Consider the following 17,461-nt stretch of genomic DNA (forward strand, 5'->3'; position numbering starts at 1 on the left):
CGATAAAAAAAAATTATTTTTTGTTTAGCATTCTTATTTTTAGTTCAAACTCAGGCAATGAAAAGTAGTAAGCTTTCCTTTTTAAGATACCTCCTAATAGATAAACTCATACGAAGTAAACAATATCCTTTTCCTTCAAAACAAAGGTTGCTGGATAAATGTAGCGAAGAATTTGGTGTCAATTCTCCTTCTACCATTGAAAAAGATATTCAGGCACTTAGATATGAATTCGACGCTCCTTTAGCTTATAACAAAAGAGAGGGAGGGTATTATTATACCGATTCTTCTTACAAACTCTTAGGGGTCAGTCTTACAGGTGAACACTTGGAAGCCTTGAATTTTGTGGAAACTTTTCTTGAAGAGTTTAAAGATTTGCCAGTTTTAGGAAGTTTCTCAACAGCAGTGGATAAAGTTTTGGATGGTTTAGAAATCACCAAAAAATTTAAAAATGAGAAAAAGGAGCAATTTGAAAACTACATTCAAATTGAAAAATCAATGTATACCAAAGGCACTTCCATTTTCTCTGAACTCATCTCTGCTACTAAAGATCATAAAGTAATCAACATCGCTTACAAAAAATTTGGGGCACTTTATGAGGATAATTACACTTTTCATCCGTATCTTCTCAAAGAGTTCAAAGGGCTATGGTATATCACAGGTTATGCCGAAAATAGACAAGGGATCAGAACTTTAGCGATTGACAGAGTACAAGGCATAGAGTTGCAATCACAGTTGATGTTTTTTGAACCGCATCAGGTTGATTTTAATAGAGATGTTTATTTTAAAAACTGTCTTGGGGTAACACTTAAAGGAAATCCTCAGGAAATCCGTCTTCTTTTTAATGGAGAATACGCCGCTAACTTTATTAAAAACACACCGATACACGAAACTCAAGAAATCATTTCAGAAAACCACAACGGACTAGAAATAAAACTGCGTTTGGTGGATAATATGGAATTGAGATCTTTAATTTTAAGCTGGGGCAATCAAGTGGAAGTACTTTCGCCTTTTGCCTTAAGGAAAGGAATCGCCAATGAAATCAAAAAATTAGCCCAAAGGTATTAAGAGCATGTTTGATACATCTCTTTTATTAAAAATCTCCCCTTTCAGAACGTGAGTTTATTAATTTGCTCACAACTAAAATGGAGAATTTTTACTTCTAAAATATAGCTCTAAGTAATCAAACATATAATTTGAACTATCTCGCACACCTCTATTTATCTTATGCAGACACCGAGGAAATGTTCGGCAACTTTATTGGAGACTTCGTAAAAGGAAAAAATCTTTCCTCTTACCCTGAAAAAATCCAGAAAGGTATAAGACTGCATCGTTTTATTGATGACTTTACAGACCGGCATCCGGTTACCAAAGAAATGTCCAATAAATTAAAGCCTCATGCCGGAAGATTTTCTATGGTAGTGACAGATATTTATCATGATCATTTTCTAGCTCAAAACTGGGACAACTGTCATCAACAAAGTTTGAGAGAGTTTGCTGACTCCTTTTACCAACATCAATTATGGAATGAAAAATGGGTACCTGAAAAAGCAATGAACATGTACCCATATCTGAAATTATACGATTGGCTCAATGCCTATCAACACTTTGGTGAGCTGGAAAAAGTCTTCTTCGGTATGGAAAGAAGAATAAAAAATCTGGCTCCTATTTCAAAATCTGTGGAATGGCTTCAAAATGATTATAATTTTTTCTTAGATTGTCATCAAGCCTTTTTTCCTGAATTAGAACAAAAAGTAGAAGAATTTAGACAAAATGCTTTTGATTAGCCAAAAATTCAAAAATACACTCTACGATAAGAGGTATGTACTCTTGTTGATCTCATTGATCTCCGTTTTATGGGCACCAATTATTTTTCAAGCCTTTATCTATTCAGATGAAATATCTGATGTCACCCTATTTATTCTAATGATTGCTATTCTCAACTTTACAAAAGGGAGGGTTTTATATAGAAGAATTACCATTGTATTTTTTGTATTTGTCAGTCTCAGTAAAAGTGCTTCACTAGGGTTGCATATAGACAACATTGACTTTGTAACATGGAGTGCTATGCTTGTCTATTTTACGATGTTCTTATTTGTCTTATTGCAAGAAGTCTGGCACTCTAAAAAAGTAAATGACAATACTATTCTTGGAGCCATTGCAGGTTATATACAAATAGGCGTAATTGCATTTATCTTATTTAAAATATGTGATTTATTATATAATGGATCCGCTTTTAATAGAATTGTGGATATTTCTGATATAATTTATTTTAGTTTTGTTACTTTGACAACTGTTGGCTACGGGGACATTTCTCCCACCACAGATGAAACTAAAGCCTTTACTGTAATCTTTGCAATGGTAGGGCAATTTTATATGGCTATTTTAATGGCATTGCTAGTAGGAAAATACCAGCAGGAACATTAAAGGCCCATTTTTTATGGAAACCGGTTATAAAAGTATATATTGTTAAAAAATAACTAAACAGCGCGTGGAAAAATTATTTATCAAAAAGAAGGAATTTGTCCCGGAGGTAAACTTCGATCCTGCTAAAGGCCTATTGGAAGTTTCAGGCCAGTCATATCATGAATATACAGCTGAGTTTTTTGAGCCGTTGTTCGTTTGGGTTTCAAAATACTTAGAAGAAGGTGGTCTTAATATCACTTTAAACTACAAGATGACTTATTTTAATACAGCATCATCAAAAAGTTTTTTCAAGATCATCGAAATGCTTCAAGAATATCAAGAAAAAGGTAAAGGTGAAGCAGTAGTAAATTGGTACTATAAAAAAGATGATGAGGATATGCTGGAAACTGGAGAAGATTTCATCAGTGATTCTGGCTGGGATAAAATCAATCTTATCGCTTATTAATCAATACATTAAGCTCAAGACTAATTGAAATTTAATAATTCAGGTCCGTAGAGAACATGCTTATTAATATTTTCTAAAAAAAGCTTACGTAAGATCTTTCTGAAAAGAAAGATCTTTTTTTATATAATAAACCTATAAAACCTTACGTTTATTTATTATAATTGTATTTAATACAGAAGATTATGGATCTTATTGATAAAATGGAACAATTTTTTCTGTAACGATAAATGTATTTCTTACAAGAAATTTGAACGACATAATAACATAATTTTTAAGCTTGCGTAAGAAGTCTTAAATGAAAGTTAATATGACACGACTTACGTTATTTTACTAAATATACTATGGTTTTTTTATTTAATACTATCTTGTTAATCTACTTAGTAATTTCAAACATTGCTATTTTATTTAAATTGTACAGAGCCTTTTTACAATATTTTTCCCCATTGAAAGGTTACGCTTCTATCGCTGTTATTGTAGCCACACTTGGTGCAATCGATTTTTACGTTTATGACGTCACTAGCAGTAAATTTATTATAGCAGAAGAAAACAAAGAAGTTTTCCAGCAGATTAAAGCAAGAAATTTAGACTTAAACTTATTGTCACAAGAAGACTAATAATTTTTGTCCGAGATGAAAAAGGGTTGCTACTTCGAAAAGTAGCAACCCTTTTTTTGTTTGGTTATGAAGCCTTAGAATAATGACATATTAATCTAAGATCTTAAAGTGAATTGCTGCTCCACCTCCAGCATTCATTTGAATCAACATCGCTTCGGTAGAAGTCACGTTCTTTTCTGTAATCTCATATTTCTTAGGATCATTCAAGTGCGTTGTACCAGGAGCGTCAGCATAAATGATCGCTTTATATACCTTATTAGGCTCTAAGAAGTCAAGGCTGATACTTACAGCTCTGCCAGTAGCATCTGTTGCCGCACCAAGGAACCATTCTTTCCCTGATCTTCTTGCAGTAATTGCAAACTCGCCAATTTCTCCTGCCAGCATTTTACTTTCTTCCCAATCCGCAGTAGATGAAGATAAGAACTGAAAAGCTTCCATATCTTTTTCGTAATTCTCTACTAAGTCTGCCGCCATTTGTAATGGACTGTAAAGAATAATTGACAGTGCCAATTGCTTCACTAAAGTAGTATGAACTCTTGCTTCGTTCATAATCTCAGCAGTAGTGTTCCAAGCAACTCGGTCAGGATTATTTTCATATTGTACATCAAAAATACCTGGAGTGTAATCTACTGGACCTCCCAACATTCTTGTGAAAGGAATTGTAACGGTATGATTAGGCGGGTTACCGTCACTCCAGCCATTCCATTCCATTCCTCTTACGCCTTCCCTTGTCATCATATTCGGCCAAGTTCTGCGAATTCCTGTAGGCTTGATAGGTTCGTGAGCATCCAACATAATTTTATGCTCCGCTGCCTTTTCAACTACTTTTCTGTAATGGTTTACCATAAACTGACCATGATGATGCTCTCCTCTAGGGTAAATATCACCAGCATACCCTGTTTTTAAAGCATGAATTCCCAGCTCCTCATAAAGTTTGAAAGCTTGATCCATATACTTCTCATAAGCAGGAATATCTCCTCCAGTCTCATTGTGCATAATCAAATAAACACCTTTCTCTTTCGCGTAAGCTGCTACTTCATCCAGATCATAGCCTTTAGCTGCTGTGATATGATCAAATGCGTCTTTTTGACCCCATTTATCCCAGCCAGAGTTCCAGCCTTCTACCACTACACCTCCAATATTATTTTCGGAAGCAAAGTCAATATATTTCTTCGCTGACTCAGTAGTTGCACCTTGACGTGGGCCTTCTTTCCATTCTTTAGTACCGATATGGAATTCCCACCAGATACCTAAGTACTGCATAGGTTGAATCCATGAAGGGTCTTTGATTTTTGAAGGTTCATTTAAATTGACAATGATATTTGAATTCACTAAATCTGCTGCTTTCTGACCTACTTGAACAGTTCTCCAAGGCGTTTTCATTGGTGCAGAAGTTCTTACTTTATCTCCATTTGACCATGGCACTAAAGTCGCATTATAGGTATATTTCTTTTTATCATCCAACTTTAAAGTCATACCCGCATAATCAGTCAATGCTGCTTCATGCAGGGAGATATAAAGGTTATCTTTTGTTTTGAAAGTGACAGGAGTTGCAACCCAAGTAGCAGAATCTACATCAGTGTGATTGTACAACTTTTCATAGGTATCATAATCCGCCCAGATCCACCATGTATCATGATTGTCATTGAGTACAAACTGCGTTTTCTCATTCATGATCACAAAATCTTTCAGATTCGGTTGCTCAGGAAATTCGTATCTGAAACCTATACCATCATTAAAAAGTCTGAAGATGATATTCATTTTTCGCTTGGCTCCGTCTTTCTCTTCAAGAAAAACAGTCAACTCATTATGGTGATCTAATACTTCTTTGTTTTCACCCCAAGGTTGACTCCAAGTATCATTCATTGTATTTCTAAGCTCACCCACAACCTTGAAATTACCTGTTAAAGGAGCTTGGTCTTTCAATTCAAAACCTAAATAAGATTTTTTTACGATTGGCATTCCATTCCAAGTTACTTGGTACCAAGGTTGTCCCTCATCATCCAGGTCGAATTCTAAAATCAGGGATTCATCAGGAGAAGTGGAGGTAAGGTAAGTTGGTGTGCATGAACTCATGAACAAACTTACTAGGAAAAAATAAAGCAATATTTTAAACTTATTCATTGATTGGTAATTATTGGATTTCTACAAATACAGGTAAATGGTCTGAAGGGAATTTTTGATCTCTTGCTTCTGCAATGTGAGCATATCTTAATACTTTAAAATAACCATACGTCATAATATAGTCAATTTGCTCTTTCATTTCTGCATTATAATTAAAGGCCTGAAAAGTACCTGTCGGTCCTAGCGGATTGGTTAAACTTAGAGTTTTTGTATCCTGAAATACATTTTGAAGCTCCATTACTGCTGTTGAATTAGGAGTACTATTTAAATCTCCCATTAACACCACAGCAATTTTTCCATTATTAGAAAATTCCTGAGCCTTTTGAGCGATCAATTTAGAAGATTCAATTCTAGCTTCTTTTCCCATATGATCGTAATGCGTATTCATTACCACCAACGTTCTTTTAGAATGCTTGTGCTTCAGCTTTATCCATGTACAAACTCTAGGCAATGCCGCATCCCAACCTTTGCTAGGCTCTTCAGGAGTATCAGATAACCAAAATGTACCTGATTCCATCACTTTAAATTCTTTCGTATTGTAAAAAATTGGAGAAAACTCACCTCCTTCTTTTCCATCATCTCTGCCTACTCCCACATAAGACATGTGTGGCAACTCTTTTTCTAAATCGTGTAGCTGTTCCACCAAAACCTCTTGGCAACCTAACAGATCTACATCATTAAATTTTATCACATCACCCACCCACTGTTTACGGTTTGGCCATGCATTTTCACCGTCATTTGGAGTATTCATTCTAATATTGAAACTCATGACATTTATAGTTTTATTTTGAGCAAAAAGCCCTACCATAAAACAAACTTGAAAGAGTGATAATAATAGTATTTTTTTCATTTCTTGCTAATCTGAAGTTTTCTTCAATTTTGTATAGAAAAAGCGTAATACAGTGATTTATTTAGTATTGATAACAAAATTAAGCTATTTTATCAGTCAGGAAGATGATATTCGTTGTGCTCAATTGCACTTCATGCTTTTACATTGTTATCAACCAAAACAAAACTTATATTGTACTTGAATTTTCATTAATACCAGATTCAACATGAAATGTAAATATATTTTGAAATACAATAAATAAACTCTATATTTCTATCTTATAAAAGGCTAAACAATATCATGATGCTTAAAAATAATTTTACAACATTACTCCTTAATTACACAAACGATACTGGCAAGGTAGAAAAATACTGGCATGAGCTTGAAACCGCCTATTCTCATTCGAAAAGAAAATACCATAACCTATCTCATTTAGAGAATATGTTTGAGGAATTAGAGGAAGTGAAAGATAAAGTGGAAGACCAGGATACTATAGTGTTTGCGATTTTCTACCATGATATTATCTACAATGTTTTAAAAGGAAATAATGAAGCTAAAAGTGCTGCAATTGCTGTTGAAAGACTTTCAGATATTGGATTAGACAGTTTGATCACCACTAAATGTAAGGAGCATATTCTTGCTACAAAACATCATGTCATGACTTCTTCAAATGACACCAATATTTTAATTGATATCGATATGTCAATTCTTGGAAAAGAGTGGAGTATCTACGAAAAATATATGAGTGATGTAAGATCAGAATATTCTATTTATCCTGATTTTGTATACAACAAGGGAAGAAAGAATGCATTGATACATTTTTTAGACAATAATGTCTTTCTAACGCCTTACTTCTATGAAAAATATGAAAAGCAAGCCATCCGTAATATTAAAAGAGAAATAGAAATTCTGAGAAAATAAGGTATCGACTTGGTTTATTTAAGTCTTTTTCGATATAAAAAAGTTTGAAGTCATTTTACTAAGGAGAGATGCATTTGGAGGAACTCTCCCCTTTCTTTTAATTTAATAAAAGCACTAGCTTCCAATCCACTCCCATTTGTATTCCCCCTCACCACTATAATATACTGCTGTAGCTCCATCAGAGGAGCGAAATTTAACCACTTTTTCTCCAGGAGGAGTTACTTTCTTTCCTTCAGAACCATAACTCACCTTTACATTCTTTGCATCTTCAATGTAATAAGCAACGATATTACTAAGATCGTTATCACTACTACCAGAATCTTCACCTGCACCTAATACTATATACCAATCAGGTCTGCATTCATTTAATAAAATAAAGCCTCCCCTTTCTAAATGAACATCTTCTATACGTACTAAATATTTTTCACAACCTTCACCCCCAGCAAAATTTACTTTCAAAAAGAAAGGGTTAATGTCAGATATAATTGTATACTTTTCTGATAAAGACCTCATCGTATTAATTACCCCATTTGGTAAATGATAAGAAAAAGTGGTTTCAAAGCCAATCAACTGATCATTAATACGTAGACTGGCAAGTTTACTATCCAACTCTTTGATAACTTGTGGTAAACTATCATTTTCTTCTTGAAGAGAAACCAAATTATTTAAGGATTTGAGTTGGCTTTCTTGTTCTTGCAAACGATTTTGAAGTGAGGTATTCTTGTTGTTTAAGGCTTTTATCTGCGATTGATATTGTGCTAGTTCTTCTTTCGAAGGACCACAAGAAATAAGTAGAAAGAAAAAAGAGATGTAGAAATATTTCATGATTGTTTTCATTTGAGTCTTGAATATTAGTCTGCCTGCCAGTAAAGCTTTAATTTTTCATCTTCTAAGTAGGCAACAGAAGAAGAGAAATTGGTAAAACCAATATAGATCACTTGAGGAGATTTAATTACTGGCTCTGGCTCATCTTCTTTTATCCATACATTAGCAGTATTTGTAACTGATAAAGCTAGCGTTCCGTTTAGATCAAAACCATCTTTATTCAATTCATTTCCAGCTCCAAAAACATAGTGCTTCTCAAAGTCTCCCCCTAAAAAAACAGCTATACCTTTCTTATTATTCTCTATATTTTCAATGAATATAGCATAATCTTCCTCTTCATCTTCATTAAAATGCCCTTTCACAAAAAAAGGATTAACCGCTGGTGAAACACGATAAGTTGCAGAAAGAGTCTGGAATGATTTATATAATTTGGGAGGTAAATTAAACTCTAAGAATGAATAAAAAACCTTAGGATCTGTTTTCCCTTTTTTAGACAATCTATTGAAGTCCATTTTAAGTGTTCTTAATTGCCCTAACAATGATTCATTCGTTTCCCTTAAAGCTTCTTGATCCCATTTATCCGTCACACCTTTCAAGGTATTAATTTGAATATCTCCTTCCTTCACTTTGTTTTCTAAAGAAAGGTTGATGGAATCTAATTCGGCTATTTTTTGCTGATAGGACTCAATTTTCTGATTATTATTTCCGCATGAGAACAGAAACAATAACAAAAGAAAGTTTGTGTATGTTTTCATAGTAGCTGATAGTTAAAAAAATTCAATTAAGTACCCCTCAAAAAGTTTGCCTTAAAATTAGATCACCAAATAGATTCTCATATAAAAAAATCGCAAGTGACATCTCATGGACTAACACTTGCGACTTATATTATTTTGTTACTTGAATTAATAAATTATTCAGAACCTCTTTCAGTTCTCTAAACCTTTCTTCTTTTTTAATAGTATACGCTAAATCTAAAAATTCTATCAGATGATCTTTATGGGCATCCCTAATAAATGAAGCTTCAAACACTCCTAATGAAACATCTAACTTCATGATTAGATCCTCATAATATTTTAATTCTTTGAAAGCTTCTTTTCTATTTTCCTTGTTTCGATCTTCTATTAATGCGATTTCTAACGCATCTATTAAAGTTGTTTTTAGTTCCATATCGTTAATCGGTTTATTAAACGGGACATATAATTTACGACTAAAAAACTTTAATTGCAATATGAGAGGGATTACTTCTAAGAAACATTGGTGATAATAGAAGGCTTGAGAGTTTTATTACATAACCATATCGCAAGTGTTAAGCGATAGCGTCACTTGTGATTGCATATTGGCGAAGTCTCCTGACTTCGAAACACACCAAAAACTAAATCATTTCAACATCAAAGATCACATACTTCTTCTCTTCATAATTTCGAGCACTAGAATAGAGGTAATCAGAAGCCTCCACAACAAGACCATTACGTACAGGGTTTTGATGTATGTAATTAATTTTCTGATTTAAAATATCAGAACTATTGAGAATAATCGGATGATTATGTTGTTGCCAGAATTGATATTTTGAATTGTTTTTATTCCGTTGCCCTGTCCTTTCAAACATCCACAACATCCAATCCCTTCTACTTTCTGAAATATTACCTTGAATAGACTTAATGATATTTTTAGAAGTATACTTTTTCAAGTCTCGAACTATAGATTCTAGTTTCACTTTACCTTCTGATGATATAACTAAATGTACATGATTACTCATCACTACATACGCATGGACAATCAATCCTTTTTCCTTCTTACAATACTCAAGGCTTTCAAATAAAATATCTCTGTATTCTTTTCTTGAAAATACATCAATCCAATGAACGACCGTCATCGTTACAAAATAGCAAGCTGTCTGATCGAAAAATTTATAGTTTCTGCTCATGAATCGTTAGTTTTTGTTGCTTTATTTTCTTTTTTCAAGATAAATAAAAATATCGTAATTGTTAAGTAATAGTGTCATTGGTGATTGTTTCTTGTCTCCCAATTTCAAAATGACAATGTCAAATTAAGTTTAACTTCACACTGATTTTTGCAAATTTTGAATTGAAATATGTGTTTCGAAGTCAGGAGACTTCGCCAATGGTTAGTCACAAGTGGCGCCTATCGGCTTAACACTTGCGACATGGTACCTATAACATAGATTTTTGACAAGCACAAAAAAAACGGGTAACATCTCTGCTACCCGTCTTCAATATCAATATGTAAGCTAAGATTACTTGCTTACTTTTAATTTTACTTCTACACCGTCAAGGTCAAGTACTGTTGCGTCTGCAACGCTGTCTTCTACCGATAAAGAAACTGCTTGTGTTTCTTCACAGATATAATCCTTGAATGATTCAAAAGCACCATTTACCAATTCATCACCTTTTTCGGCAACGATATTGATTTTGTCCTGTACTTCTAAGCCAGTGTCTTTACGGATGTTTTGCACACGGTTTACAATATCACGAGCGATACCTTCTTTCTTCAACTCTTCTGTTAAAGTGATATCCAATGCTACTGTAATGCCTTGATCTTTTGCCATTGACCAACCTGGGATATCATCCGAAGTGATCAATACATCCTCAATTCCAAGAACTACTTCATTTCCGTCAACATCAAATGTGTAAGAACCTGTTGATTCAATTGCTTTGATGTCATCTTGAGACATTTGGTTTACTGTTCCAGCGATGCCTTTCATCAATTTACCGTACTTTCTACCTAATGTAGCGAAGTTTGGTTTGATGTGCTTCACAAACATACCTTCGTTCTCTTCTGTCAAGAACTCGATCTCTTTGATGTTCACCTCATGAGCAATTACTCCCTCAACAGCTTTGATTTGAGCAGTTACTTTAGCGTTTACATCTGGAATCAAGATACGTTGCAATGGCTGACGTACTTTCAATTTGTCCTTCTTACGGATAGAGTGCGTCAATGATGAAATCACTTGTGCCAAGTGCATTTTTTCTTCCAAGTCAATGTTGATCAACTCTTCATTTACTTTAGGGAAGAACGCTAAGTGTACTGACTCTGCTTGATCTTTACCAGTTGCTGCATTCAAGTCTTGGAATAAACGATCCGAGAAGAATGGAGCGATTGGCGACATCAATACTGAGATCGTTTCCAAACATGTATAAAGTGTTTGGTAAGCGGCGATCTTGTCAGAAGCATACTCACCTTTCCAGAAACGCTTACGGTTCAATCTTACATACCAGTTCGACATGTCTTCGATTGTAAACGCTTGGATGGCTCTTGCTGCTTTCGTTGGCTCGTAATCATTTAAAGCGGCATCCACTTCTTTGATCAACGTGTTCAAACGTGATAAGATCCAACGGTCTGACTCGTGACGCTCTTCCATAGGAACTTCAGCTTCTGAGTACGTGAAGTTGTCTAGGTTAGCATATAATGAGAAGAAAGAATACGTGTTGTATAACGTTCCGAAGAACTTACGTTTTGTTTCTTTTACGCCTTCTAAGTCAAACTTCAAGTTATCCCATGGGTTTGCATTAGAGATCATGTACCAACGAGTTGCGTCCGCACCGTGCTCGTCCATCGTTTCGAATGGGTTGATCACGTTACCTAAACGCTTCGACATTTTAGTACCTGTCTTATCTAATACAAGACCATTTGAAATGACGTTTTTGAACGCTACGTTGTCTTGAGTCATACCTGCAATGGCATGTAATGTAAAGAACCAACCACGTGTTTGATCCACACCCTCAGCAATAAAGTCTGCTGGGAAAGAACCGTCAAATACTTCTTTATTTTCAAATGGATAGTGCCATTGTGCATAAGGCATCGCACCTGAATCAAACCAAACGTCAATAAGGTCTAATTCACGAGTCATTGGCTTACCGCTTTCTGACACTAAGATAATATCATCTACATACGGACGGTGTAAGTCAAACTCCTCTGTCAATTCACCGCTGTCAGTGATGTACTTCGGATCTCTTGGCATTACGCCTGCCGCTACTGATTTCTTTACTTGCTCTCCTAATTCTGCTACTGAACCGATGCAAATTTCTTCGTTACCGTCTTCAGTTCTCCAGATAGGAAGTGGTGTACCCCAATAACGTGAACGAGACAAGTTCCAGTCTACTAGATTTTCTAACCAGTTTCCGAAACGTCCTTCACCTGTTGCTTTTGGTTTCCAGTTGATTGTTTTGTTCAATTCAACCAAACGGTCTTTCACAACAGTTGTACGGATAAACCATGAATCCAATGGATAGTACAATACTGGCTTATCAGTTCTCCAACAGTGAGGGTAACTATGGACATATTTAGCTACTAAAAACGCTCTGTTTTCCGTCTTTAATTTAATAGCAATACGAACGTCCATTGATTTGTAATCCTTCGCACCAGATACTTCATCTTCTTCGTATTCTGCTTTCACGAATTGCTCACCGAACTCTCCCATTTCTTTTACATAGCGACCTGTTTTGTCAACTAATGGAAGTGGATTGCCTTTTTCGTCAAATACTACGATTGGAGAAATACCTGCTTGATTAGCTACTCTCTGGTCATCTGCACCAAAAGTTGGAGCGATGTGAACGATACCAGTACCGTCTTCAGTAGTTACATAATCGCCAGGGATTACTTCAAATGCTTTTCCTTCAGGTTTTACGAACTGTAATAATTGCTCGTATTTTACACCTACAAGTTCAGCACCTTTATATTCACCTACTACTTGAGCAGGAACTAATTTTGCACCTTTTTCATACGCATCGAAGTCCGCATCTAATTGCTTCTTCGTTACATAAGCATTCAAACGATCTTTGGCTAAGATCACTGTGATAGGCTCATGTGTATACGCATTGTAAGTCTTCACTTTTACATAATCGATCTTCTCTCCTACTGCCAAAGCGGAGTTAGAAGAAAGTGTCCATGGCGTTGTTGTCCAAGCTAGGATAAAAACATCACCGTGAGCATTTTCATATAAAGCAGCAGACTTATCGTCTTTTTCTACTTTAAATTGTGCTGTGATTGTAGTATCAGTTACATCTCTATAACAACCTGGCTGGTTTAATTCGTGAGAAGAAAGACCAGTACCTGCTGCTGGAGAGTAAGGCTGGATTGTATAGCCTTTGTAAAGAAGATCTTTATTGTATAATTCTTTCAATAAGTACCATAGAGATTCCATGTACTTCTTGTCAAATGTGATATACGGATCATCAAGGTTCACCCAATATCCCATTTGCTTTGTCAATTCATCCCATTGAGATTTGAATTCCATTACAGTTTGCTTACAAGCTGCATTGTAATCATCAACAGAAATCTTAGTACCAATATCCTCTTTTGTAATGCCTAACTCTTTTTCAACTTTCAACTCTACCGGTAAACCGTGAGTATCCCATCCAGCTTTACGCTTTACTTGAAATCCTTTTAATGTTTTGTATCTATTGAAAAGGTCTTTTACAGCACGGCCCATTACGTGGTGAATACCAGGTGCACCATTTGCTGAAGGAGGTCCTTCATAGATAACATGTGACGGATTGCCATCTCTTGTAGAGACAGACTTATCGAAGATATTTTGCTCTTCCCAATATTGACGAATTTCTTTATTCGCCGCAACTAGATCAAGCCCTTTGTATTCCTTAAATCCCATTGATTATAGAATGAAATTGTCTAATTTTTTTTGCTTTGCCTGTACACAAGGGTACAGATCACGCAAATATCGTAATTTGTTTTTAAATCAGAAACTAACTTTTGATGATCTTCGATATTATTTACAAGAAGGGATTAATATTCAAAGAAATAGTGATTTTTATAGATTCTATTTCTTTGAAAAGTGAGTGATTTAAGCCTTCAAGGTACTACTTTCAAGCTTCTTTGCTCTTCATTTTTGTCTTGAAACAAAAACAAAGCAAAAAATTCAAGGCTTTGAAGGCAAAGGACGTTGATACAATGTAAACCAAGTTTTAGTTATTTATTCTATTTATTAGAAATCAGGAGATTTCTGATGATCTGTTGGACACGAATGACGCTTTCGCTTAACATTCGCGCCAGTGGGTTTTCTACCATTTTTAGTTTGGTAGTGCTCCCCCGGCCTTGAAGGGAAAAGCGTTAAGAATTCCATGGATTGAGCCGTTAAAAATGATTTTCTTGTTTGAGCTTTAGCGAGTTTAAAATCATTTAGGCGAAAGGAATGGAATTTAGCTTTTGACTTCTAAGCCTAGATTTTTTGCTTCGTTTTTCATCAATGGAAAAATGAAGAAGAAAGAAGCTTGGAAGTAGAACATAAAAAGCTTGTAGAAATGTCGATTAACGAGATAATGAAAGCTTAGTTTACAATGTAGCTAACTTCTCATCCGTTATTTTAAACAAGGAATTTCCAAAGAGAATGTAGAACCTTGTTTTAATTCAGATTTTAATGAAATTTCTCCTTTCAATAATTTCACAAACCTGGCAGTCATTGGCAATCCAAAACCTAAACCTTCTCGATCTGGGCTTGGGGCCACAAAACTTTCAGGCATCCTAAATATTGAATCCATTTTTTCTTCTGTGATACCTGGGCCATGGTCTGTTATTGAAAGTGTAAAACTGCTTTCAGTTCTTTGAGATAAAATCTTTATTTCACCTCCTTCTGGAGAATATTTCATAGCATTGGACAAGAGGTTTCTTACACTAAAACTTAGCAATTGATAATCGGTATCTAATATTGTATTGGAAGGTAAATCGATATCAAAGACAATCTTTTTACGATCGATGACCTGCTGGTATAAGCTTAAGTTGGCTTCCAGAATCTCTTTAAAATCTACTTTTTCTATATTTAACTCTATCTTTTCGTCTTGCAACATGGCCCAGTTCAGTAGGTCATTGATTAATCGGATGACGTTATCAATTAGAATTTCAGAATTGACTAATTCTTCATACACGGTAGATTCCTTATCCACCTTGCCAATCAAGCCAAAAACTTGATTTCTTACACTAATCAAAGGGCCTTTTGCATCATGCCCAATCACTGAAAACATTCTGTCTTTTATTTGATTGGCATTGAGTAGTTCTTTTTGAGATTGAGACAACACACTATTAATCATCATCAGTTCTTCGTTGTGATCTCTTGCTACCTTTGCTTTTTCTCTTTCAAGTTTTGCATTTTTTCTGGTTTGAATAAACCATAATACTAAAAGCACACCACCCAACAGTACCACAATTAAAAGAACAATCAAGAGGCTGGTTTTCTCTTTTTCTTGTTCTAGAATAAGGTCTTTAATGTATTTGTCTTGTCGTAAATCAATGATTTGCAATTCCTTAAAATAAGTATCAAAATAAGCATTGGAATAAGAAATCGCTTCCATTTCTTTCTGTTCTGTACTTTTGGATTGGGCAATTTTTGAGTTCTTTAATAACTCGTTTGATAACTTGAAATCTTTTCTTTTTACGGCCACTTCTGATAAACCTACTAATGCTTCTTCTAAGTTTTTAAAATCTTGGAAACGTTTGGAGTACCAAATGGCTGAATCGTAATACATCTTGCTTTCAGCCAATTGATGATCTAAAAGAGATATATCACCAAGTTCATTGAAAATAAATGCTTTATCAGAATCATAATTGTTTCCCATATTTCCTAAAGCTTGGAGATAATAGGATTTACTGACGGCATATTTTCCTTGATTAAAATTAAATTTACCAAGGTTTTTAAGCACTAAATAATGGTTTTTGGTACTTTTGGATGAGAAAGATAGTGCTAGTAAAAATAGGGAATCGGCAGTAGAATACTCTTTCAGGAGCATTTGACTTTCTCCCATATAACTATAGATTTTTGATGCTCTCAGTGAATCTTTTGATGCAATCGTATAGGGAAGTGCTTTATCAAAATAAACTAAAGAACGGTCATATTTCTCAATTGCAACAGCCAATCTTCCAATCTGATAATTCACCTCTGCAATGCAACTGCTGTCGTTTAAGTTTTGAGCTAAAACCAATGCTTTTTGAAGGTTGTCATTGGCATTTAAATAGCTGTAATTATTATAATAATAGGCTGATAGTTTGATTAATACATTATAATTTTTTCGCCAGAAAACCTCCTCATCATTGCTATTGATAAACTGATCAAAAGTGAGGTTATTACTGTGCAATATCAAGTGATTTTGACTTATGGAAAGTAAAAGCTGTTCTGCGGTTTCTCTTGGAATTTCATTGATGTATTCCACCCCAACATAGAGGCTATCCAATGACCTCTGATAGTTTTCTTTAAAAGTATAATACCTTGAAAGGTTAACGTAAGCACGTACAATTTCATGCGTAGATGACATGTTAGTGGCCATTACTAAAGCCTTCTCTGCCATTTTATAACTTTCTAAAGGAGAATCATAAAAAAGATCTTCTGCAGAATCATTGTAAAACTTAGGTGTTTCTTCAGCGTAAACGTTATTAATCAATAATACTATTAATGATGAAAGAATATATGGTAGTTTGTTAATCATGAGATAGAATAAAAAAAGAAGATTTAAATTAGCTGGAAATGTATATTGTAATATTTGATTTTTTCAGAATTTTCAACTATATAACATTACAAACTTAACAATCCACAATATAATGTGTAATACCAATTCAATTTTACTTGTTGACGACCACCCTATTGTACGCTCAGCTCTTATTCCAATTATTGATGTTATTCCTAATACTCAAATCATTGGTCAAGCAGAAGACGGTGAAGACGGATATCAAAAAGCCATATCATTATCACCTCAATTAATTATAGCCGACATCGAAATGCCTAAAATGAATGGTGTTGATATGGTTAAAAAAATAAAATCTATAGCACCTAATACAAAAGTTATTTTTATCACAAGTCATAGTGACCTGTTTACTTTTGAAGAAGCATTAAGCCTTGATGTGGACGGTTATATCTTCAAGGAAAATGCGATGAAAGAAATAAGGAGCTGTATAGACGCTGTATTACAGAATGAAAAGTTCACTTGTGAGAAATTTAAACAATTCATTCAGATCAATCAAAAAAAAATTGATAGAATACGAAAAAATAAGCTTTTAGTCACCCAATTAACCAAAACGGAACTAGAAGTACTGGGGCTTATTTCAAAAGGCAAGTCATCTCCTCAGATTGCTGATCAGCTTTTCAAAAGCATCAAGACCATTGAGAATCATAGATATAATATCTGCAAAAAGCTGGAAGTAACTGGTAACAATCAATTACTCACTTTTGCAGTAAAGCAACGAAAAATACTAGCAGAATTTATGGAAACTGATAAAATATAAAAAAGTGGGCTACAAAATTGTAGCCCACTTTAAATCACG

General features: G+C 34.5%; 16 protein-coding genes. 7 read left to right on the forward strand and 9 right to left on the reverse strand.

What is annotated here, in order from left to right:
• Positions 1-57 precede the first annotated feature (57 nt).
• The 5 genes from HHU12_RS06430 to HHU12_RS06450 all read left to right on the forward strand — a co-directional run bounded on the left by HHU12_RS06430 (position 58) and on the right by HHU12_RS06450 (position 3,483).
• On the forward strand, positions 58-1,065 hold the full coding sequence (locus HHU12_RS06430; protein WP_169655934.1) for a helix-turn-helix transcriptional regulator: 1,008 nt from the start codon (positions 58-60) through the stop codon (positions 1,063-1,065).
• A 128-nt stretch (positions 1,066-1,193) separates the two neighbouring features.
• Positions 1,194-1,784, forward strand: coding sequence for an acyl carrier protein phosphodiesterase (locus HHU12_RS06435; RefSeq protein WP_169655935.1), 591 nt, complete (start codon positions 1,194-1,196; stop codon positions 1,782-1,784).
• On the forward strand, positions 1,771-2,424 hold the full coding sequence (locus tag HHU12_RS06440; protein ID WP_169655936.1) for an ion channel: 654 nt from the start codon (positions 1,771-1,773) through the stop codon (positions 2,422-2,424). The genes HHU12_RS06435 and HHU12_RS06440 overlap by 14 nt, the downstream gene beginning before the upstream one ends.
• A 64-nt stretch (positions 2,425-2,488) precedes the next feature.
• Complete coding sequence (locus HHU12_RS06445) at positions 2,489-2,869, forward strand: DUF1987 domain-containing protein (protein WP_169655937.1); 381 nt, start codon at positions 2,489-2,491, stop codon at positions 2,867-2,869.
• 365 nt (positions 2,870-3,234) lie between these two features.
• Positions 3,235-3,483: a hypothetical protein gene (locus tag HHU12_RS06450; protein WP_169655938.1), complete on the forward strand. Its 249-nt coding sequence runs from the start codon at positions 3,235-3,237 to the stop codon at positions 3,481-3,483.
• A gap of 90 nt (positions 3,484-3,573) precedes the next feature.
• Here HHU12_RS06450 and HHU12_RS06455 read toward each other — a convergent pair whose 3' ends face one another.
• On the reverse strand, positions 3,574-5,559 hold the full coding sequence (locus tag HHU12_RS06455) for a glycoside hydrolase family 97 protein (RefSeq protein ID WP_205959797.1): 1,986 nt from the start codon (positions 5,557-5,559) through the stop codon (positions 3,574-3,576).
• A gap of 58 nt (positions 5,560-5,617) precedes the next feature.
• A complete protein-coding gene (locus tag HHU12_RS06460) occupies positions 5,618-6,376 on the reverse strand; it encodes an endonuclease/exonuclease/phosphatase family protein (RefSeq protein WP_169655940.1) in 759 nt (252 codons plus the stop codon).
• 360 nt (positions 6,377-6,736) lie between these two features.
• Between HHU12_RS06460 and HHU12_RS06465 the strand changes: the two genes are divergently transcribed.
• On the forward strand, positions 6,737-7,357 hold the full coding sequence (locus tag HHU12_RS06465) for an HD domain-containing protein (protein WP_169655941.1): 621 nt from the start codon (positions 6,737-6,739) through the stop codon (positions 7,355-7,357).
• Between the two features lie 114 nt (positions 7,358-7,471).
• Here HHU12_RS06465 and HHU12_RS06470 read toward each other — a convergent pair whose 3' ends face one another.
• From HHU12_RS06470 to HHU12_RS06500, 7 genes are all read right to left on the reverse strand, one after another.
• Complete coding sequence (locus HHU12_RS06470) at positions 7,472-8,182, reverse strand: hypothetical protein (protein ID WP_169655942.1); 711 nt, start codon at positions 8,180-8,182, stop codon at positions 7,472-7,474.
• A gap of 26 nt (positions 8,183-8,208) precedes the next feature.
• Positions 8,209-8,937 carry a hypothetical protein gene (locus HHU12_RS06475; RefSeq protein WP_169655943.1) on the reverse strand — a complete coding sequence of 243 codons (729 nt, stop codon included), beginning with the start codon at positions 8,935-8,937 and terminating at the stop codon, positions 8,209-8,211.
• A 130-nt stretch (positions 8,938-9,067) separates the two neighbouring features.
• Positions 9,068-9,349, reverse strand: a complete 282-nt coding sequence (locus HHU12_RS06480; protein ID WP_169655944.1) for a hypothetical protein — start codon at positions 9,347-9,349, stop codon at positions 9,068-9,070.
• 205 nt (positions 9,350-9,554) lie between these two features.
• Positions 9,555-10,106 (reverse strand): REP-associated tyrosine transposase, encoded by a 552-nt coding sequence (locus HHU12_RS06485; protein WP_169655945.1) that lies wholly within the window; start codon positions 10,104-10,106, stop codon positions 9,555-9,557.
• Positions 10,107-10,436: 330 nt separating this feature from the next.
• On the reverse strand, positions 10,437-13,808 hold the full coding sequence (ileS, locus tag HHU12_RS06490) for an isoleucine--tRNA ligase (protein ID WP_169655946.1): 3,372 nt from the start codon (positions 13,806-13,808) through the stop codon (positions 10,437-10,439).
• A gap of 333 nt (positions 13,809-14,141) precedes the next feature.
• A complete protein-coding gene (locus tag HHU12_RS06495) occupies positions 14,142-14,279 on the reverse strand; it encodes a hypothetical protein (RefSeq protein ID WP_169655947.1) in 138 nt (45 codons plus the stop codon).
• 235 nt (positions 14,280-14,514) lie between these two features.
• Complete coding sequence (locus tag HHU12_RS06500; RefSeq protein WP_169655948.1) at positions 14,515-16,629, reverse strand: tetratricopeptide repeat-containing sensor histidine kinase; 2,115 nt, start codon at positions 16,627-16,629, stop codon at positions 14,515-14,517.
• 112 nt (positions 16,630-16,741) lie between these two features.
• Between HHU12_RS06500 and HHU12_RS06505 the strand changes: the two genes are divergently transcribed.
• Positions 16,742-17,422: a response regulator transcription factor gene (locus HHU12_RS06505; RefSeq protein ID WP_169655949.1), complete on the forward strand. Its 681-nt coding sequence runs from the start codon at positions 16,742-16,744 to the stop codon at positions 17,420-17,422.
• The last annotated feature ends 39 nt before the right edge of the window (positions 17,423-17,461 follow it).

The organism is Flammeovirga aprica JL-4 (assembly GCF_012844305.1).
GTDB lineage: Bacteria > Bacteroidota > Bacteroidia > Cytophagales > Flammeovirgaceae > Flammeovirga > Flammeovirga aprica.